Genomic DNA, 433 nt, shown 5'->3' on the forward strand with positions numbered 1-433 from the left:
GTATTGCAATCATCATCTTATGGGCCCTTATTTTCGTATACAGTATACTAGGGTCCATTGATTTTGGCGCTGGTTTTTGGGGCATGGTATACGCAAAACATCCGACGCTCGCTGCTAAACTTGCGAATCGGTACTTATCACCAACTTGGGAAGTAACAAATACGTTTCTTGTTTTCGTCGTTGTCGCATTTCTCGGCTTCTTTCCGAAAGCGGCCTTTACTCTTGCGACAGTAATGTTCGTACCAGTTATGTTAATTTTAGTGCTCATTGCAGTACGTAGTACATTTATGGTATTTGCTTACTCCTTGCCAAAATACCAATACCTTCTTCGGGTTATTTCAGGTATTACTGGTCTATTAATTCCAGCACTATTAATTACCGTTTTACCCGTTACAGAGGGAGCCTATATTACAATGTCTGAAGGAAAGGAAGT

At 40.6% G+C, this 433-nt stretch carries 1 protein-coding gene; it reads left to right on the forward strand.

Annotated elements, in window-relative coordinates; translation table 11 throughout:
• Window positions 1-56: 56 nt before the first annotated feature.
• On the forward strand, window positions 57-433 hold a 377-nt coding region (locus AAZR93_RS21590), incomplete at its 3' end, for a cytochrome d ubiquinol oxidase subunit II (protein WP_434721041.1).

The sequence above is a fragment of the Providencia sp. Je.9.19 genome, assembly GCF_051129765.1.
GTDB lineage: Bacteria > Pseudomonadota > Gammaproteobacteria > Enterobacterales > Enterobacteriaceae > Providencia.